The sequence below is a fragment of the Synechococcus sp. R6-7 genome (assembly GCF_047461695.1).
In the GTDB taxonomy this organism is placed as follows: Bacteria; Cyanobacteriota; Cyanobacteriia; order Thermostichales; family Thermostichaceae; genus Thermostichus.
Genome location: NZ_JANSHS010000336.1, coordinates 1 through 4,353, shown reverse-complemented (window position 1 = coordinate 4,353; position 4,353 = coordinate 1). Strand labels below are relative to the sequence as shown.

Annotated in this window: 4 protein-coding genes; 2 read left to right on the top strand and 2 right to left on the bottom strand. The window is 62.2% G+C overall.

Translation table 11 applies throughout. The annotated features are described in order from the left end of the window. Both NW815_RS10180 and NW815_RS10175 read right to left on the bottom strand, forming a co-directional pair. The coding region (locus NW815_RS10180; protein WP_414415974.1) for a glycoside hydrolase family 3 N-terminal domain-containing protein at window positions 1-1,540 on the bottom strand (1,540 nt) is incomplete at its 3' end. A 147-nt stretch (window positions 1,541-1,687) separates the two neighbouring features. Beyond that, entirely contained in the window at window positions 1,688-3,103 is a 1,416-nt protein-coding gene (locus NW815_RS10175) for a RecQ family ATP-dependent DNA helicase (protein WP_414390332.1), read from the bottom strand. A 311-nt stretch (window positions 3,104-3,414) separates the two neighbouring features. On the opposite strand from NW815_RS10175, the gene hisB reads away from it, so the two are divergent. Continuing rightward, the gene (gene hisB / locus NW815_RS10170) at window positions 3,415-4,035 is read left to right on the top strand and encodes an imidazoleglycerol-phosphate dehydratase HisB (protein ID WP_011432314.1); all 621 of its coding nucleotides are present in this window, start codon (window positions 3,415-3,417) and stop codon (window positions 4,033-4,035) included. 114 nt (window positions 4,036-4,149) lie between these two features. Continuing rightward, on the top strand, window positions 4,150-4,353 hold a 204-nt coding region (locus NW815_RS10165; protein ID WP_414415973.1), incomplete at its 3' end, for an alpha/beta hydrolase.

The following is a 4,353-nucleotide window of genomic DNA, read 5'->3' as shown; positions in this document are numbered from 1 at the left end:
AAATCAACCCTGGGGCGTTGTCTAGAGCGGCTTCCAACCAAGGCAGGGGGGTAAGGGCATCGCTGAGCACAGGAAGCATGCCCAGGGCAGCCGGAACATGGAGGGCGGGAGACTGCAACTGCACATCGGCAGCACCCAAGGGGGGATCCTGCCAGATCCAGTTCAACCATCCGGGCTCTGCGGGCGGGCTGAGGGGCCGGCCTCCTTCCACGCCACCGCGGGCCATAGCCGCTTGACAGGGGGCGATATCCTTCTCGGCCAAGAGGGATCCCATCTGGGCAGCTCTGTGCAGAGCAGAGGTCAGGTGGGAGCGCCTGTTGAACAACTTTCCCAACGCCGTTCGCGTCCGCGGAACGGAGTCCTTGTCCTTGGAGATGGGATCCCCCAACAGCAAAGGCTTCAGTTGCTCGGCGGGAGAGCCACGGTTGAGGGCCGGATCCGTGGGATCCCTGGCCCCCATCCATCCGCCAACGGTGCTGAAATCCGTTTCTGCCAAGGCCGGCCACACCTGTTGGAGGAGAGCTGAGGCGGCGGGTAGGAGTCGCTGTTTGGCCCGCAGAACCCGCGTCACCGACTGGGCAAGCTGGGCTGCGCTGAGGGATCCCTGTTGCACCGCTTCCAAAACGGCTGCCAAGGATGCCATCGGATCGGGGGGGGCCAAAATTAGGTCGGCACCGGCCTGGAAAGCCCGCACGGCCAATGAGTTGGGCCCGTTAGCATTGGCCAGCTCTGCCAAGCAGCCTTGATCGAGGCTATCCACGACGATAAGCCCACCAAACCCCCATTCCTGGCGCAGCAGTTGGGTCAGCCGCCCCGGCAGCAGGGTGATAGGCCAGCGCTCATCCCACTCCGGCAGCACCACATGAGAAACCAAGATCGCCCCCACCTGCTCCACCAAACCTCGAAAAGGCAGCCAAGGTCCCTCTTGAAGCTGGGCTAGGGTCAGGGTTAATCGGGGGCACCAGGGGGTGTCTGTTGTCTTTGGGGATGGCTTCAGTCCGGCCTGAACCGGATCCCTCCAGCCTTTGCCCGGAAAAGAGCTGGCTGTGGTTAGGATCCCGCCTGTGCTGCCCGGGGTGGCTTGCTCACATCCGCGCACAAAAGCTCGCGCCAGTTGCAAAGCAGATAGGGGATCCTCCGCCAAAGCCAGCTCCCCCAGCGGCTCTGCCACCGGGTTGAGCAACCAATTGATGCCGATGGCTGCCGCCTCCCGCGCCGTAATCCGACCCCACTGTTCCGCCCAGCGTTCTGCCTCTGATCCCAGACGGCTCAACCCCAGGGGATGGGGAAAAGAGGTAGCCCCCTGTAGGGCCAGCCCACGACCGGCCTCTGCCGCCACCAAAAGGGGCAGAGCCGCCCAAGACTGGGCCTCCTCGATCAGCAGCAGGGCCTCGGCCACGTGGCCATCCGTGAGCCAGATGCCCCCGATCCCCACCTCCTGGATAAGCCGTTTGAGGATCTCTCGGGGAGGAGACTGGGATCCCAGACGGGCCGAGACCGGCACCACCAACAGTTGCGCCACCTGCCGGGCTAGGGACAAGGGTCGGTCAAGTTCCTCGAGCGGAGATCCGGAAACACTCATAGGCACAGCCGAAAGTTCGTCAGCAAGGGGAACTGCTCCCTTTGCAGAAACGCAGATCGTGATAGCCACTCCTGCCGGTTGCGGCTCGCAGCGGGCTGTTGAGGGCTAACGAGAAAGCCGACAACGGTCACAGGTGCCACAGGGCAGGCCGGGCTGCTCCCCAGGGTAGCCAAAATAGGGCAAGATCGCCTGCCACCGACAGCCGCGGGCGTGGATGAGGGCTTCCATCCCTTGCCAGGGATCCTCTCGTCTTAAAGGCTGCCAACGGCGGTGCAACACCTGAAAGTGAAAGGGATCCGGCCACCGCAAACAGCCCATCTCCTGCAGCAGACCCAAGGCCACCCGTGCCTCTCCAGGCGGCAGGTCGGCGTAGGATCCCTGCTGAGGCAAGGTTTGCAGCAGGTGGCGTGCTCGGGCCTGAAGGCGCTCCTGCTGGGAATAGAAATAGGCTTGGCGCCGGCGATCGCTGGGATCCAGCAGGCCCGTCGGCTCCGAGACCAGCATCAGGGCCCGGCAAGGGCCACCATCCCGACCACCTCGCCCCACCTCTTGCAAATAATCCATCAAGCTGGGCGGGGGATGAAAGTGCAGTACCCAACGCACGTCCGGCTTGTTGATGCCCATGCCAAAGGCGTTGGTGCAGACCAGAAAGCGCAGTTCCCCCTGCAGCCAGGCCCGTTCCAGCCGACGGCGGGATCCCGCTTCCAGTCCCCCATGGTAGGTGGCGGTTTTTAGGTTCTGTCGGCCCAGCCACTCGGCCAGCTCTTCCCCATCCCGTCGGGTGCGCACATACACCAGACCCGAGCCGGGATTCTCGCCCAGGAATCGCAGCAGACGACGACGGCGATCCGCCGGGCTCCAGGCTATCGCCACATTGAGGGAGAGGTTGGCCCGCAGGGGATCGGCGCGAATGTGCTCCGGATCCCGCAGCCCCAGGATTTGGCTGAGGCGGCTGCAGGTTTGGGGGTCAGCCGTGGCGGTAAAAGCGGCGATGGGAAAAGAGGGCTTCACCGGGGCCAGAGCCGGGCGCAGCAATCCCAGACGGCGGTAGTCGGGCCGGAAGGATCCCCCCCAATGCACCAACGTGTGGGCCTCATCCACGATCAGGCCGTTGATGTGCACCTGAGGCTGTTGCAGCCGTTGCCAAACGGGGGGGCTGAATAGAGTCTCCGGCCCCAAATAGAGCAGGCGCAGTCGGTTTTCCTCAAGGGCCTTCAACACCCGCTTGCGCAGGGCCGGATCCAGTTCGCTGTGGAGACAGGCCGCCGGCAGCTTGCGTTTCCAAAGATCCTGAACTTGGTCTTCCATGAGGGCGATTAGGGGTGAAACCACCAGCATCACCCCCCTTTGCAGCAGAGCTGCTAGCTGAAAGCACAGGGATTTGCCAAACCCCGTCGGCAACACCACCAGCGCGTCGCGCTTGTCCAGCAGAGCCTGGATCACCTGATCCTGCGGTGGGCGCAGCGTCTCGTAACCCCAGTGTTGCTTGAGGGCCTGTTGGATTTGCTGCCAATCCTGCAAACGGCAACCCCCTTTTCAACAATTTCCTTCAGCAATCTACAGCGATTTCGGGAGAAGCTGTCTTATAGGCTATTTCAAATCCCGCTGAACCTGCTAGCTCCCCTCTCCCAAGGGGTGAGGGCGCAGAGGATCGGCCCCACCGGCTTGCCTGTAGGGGATCCCTGTCACACCTATCCCCGTGTCCAGGGGGCTGGGATCAGGATCCCCGGCAGAGAAGGGATTCTCACCTGCTGCATGGGTGAAGGTGTCGATGGCGGCGGGCTTGTGCGATCCTAGAGCTGGGACTTCCCGCCTGCTTCGATACTTTTCCCATGACTGCCCTCGACTCCTCGCGCCTGCTCCAGCCCAGAACGGCCTCTGTTCACCGTCGCACTGGAGAAACGGATGTCCAAATTCATCTGAACCTGGATGGCAGCGGGCGCCATGAGATCGATACTGGGATCCCCTTTTTGGATCACATGCTGGCCCAGCTCAGCACCCACGGGTTGATCGATTTGCAGATCAAGGCCATAGGGGATCTGCACATCGACGATCACCACACCAACGAAGATGTGGGCATCACGCTGGGACAGGCTCTGGCGCAGGCTTTGCAGGATCGGCGGGGCATTCATCGCTTCGGCCATTTTTGGGCGCCTTTGGATGAAGCCCTGGTGCAGGTGGTGCTGGATTTTTCGGGTCGCCCTCACCTCAGCTATGGCCTGGAGCTGCCCACGGAGCGCATTGGCCGCTACGAAACCCAGTTGGTGCGGGAGTTTTATCAGGCGGTGGTCAACCACGCCCAGCTTACCTTGCACATTCGCCAGGCTGCCGGTCTCAACGCCCACCACATTGTCGAGGCCAGTTTTAAGGCGTTTGCCCGTGCCCTGCGCATGGCTGTAGAACGGGATCCCCGCCGACAAGAAGGGATCCCCAGTTCGAAGGGAGTACTCTAGGCATGAACTGGCCACGGAGACTGTTGGCCTTGGCTCTGGGATTGGGGACAGTTTTCTTCGGTCTGGGCCAGATGGGGGGTGCAGAGCGCTTGGGGGTGTTTCTGCCGCCTTTGTTTGATTGAGTTCTCCTTGCCCGTGGAGGATCTGGCCCAGTTTGCTCACAATGGCACGGTGAGCCGGCAGTTGGATTTTTATCTGCGGCGGCTTACGCCAGAGCAGCAGGCAGCTTTGGCAGATTTGCTCACACGCGATTTTGATCCCAGCACCTCTGCGCACTACTTTGATTCGAGACGTAAACTACCCGACCCTGACTGCTTC

Bases quoted from the DNA above. Each gene is read 5' to 3' on its own strand.
- hisB (WP_011432314.1), top strand. From the start codon at position 3,415: ATGACTGCCCTCGACTCCTCGCGCCTGCTCCAGCCCAGAACGGCCTCT.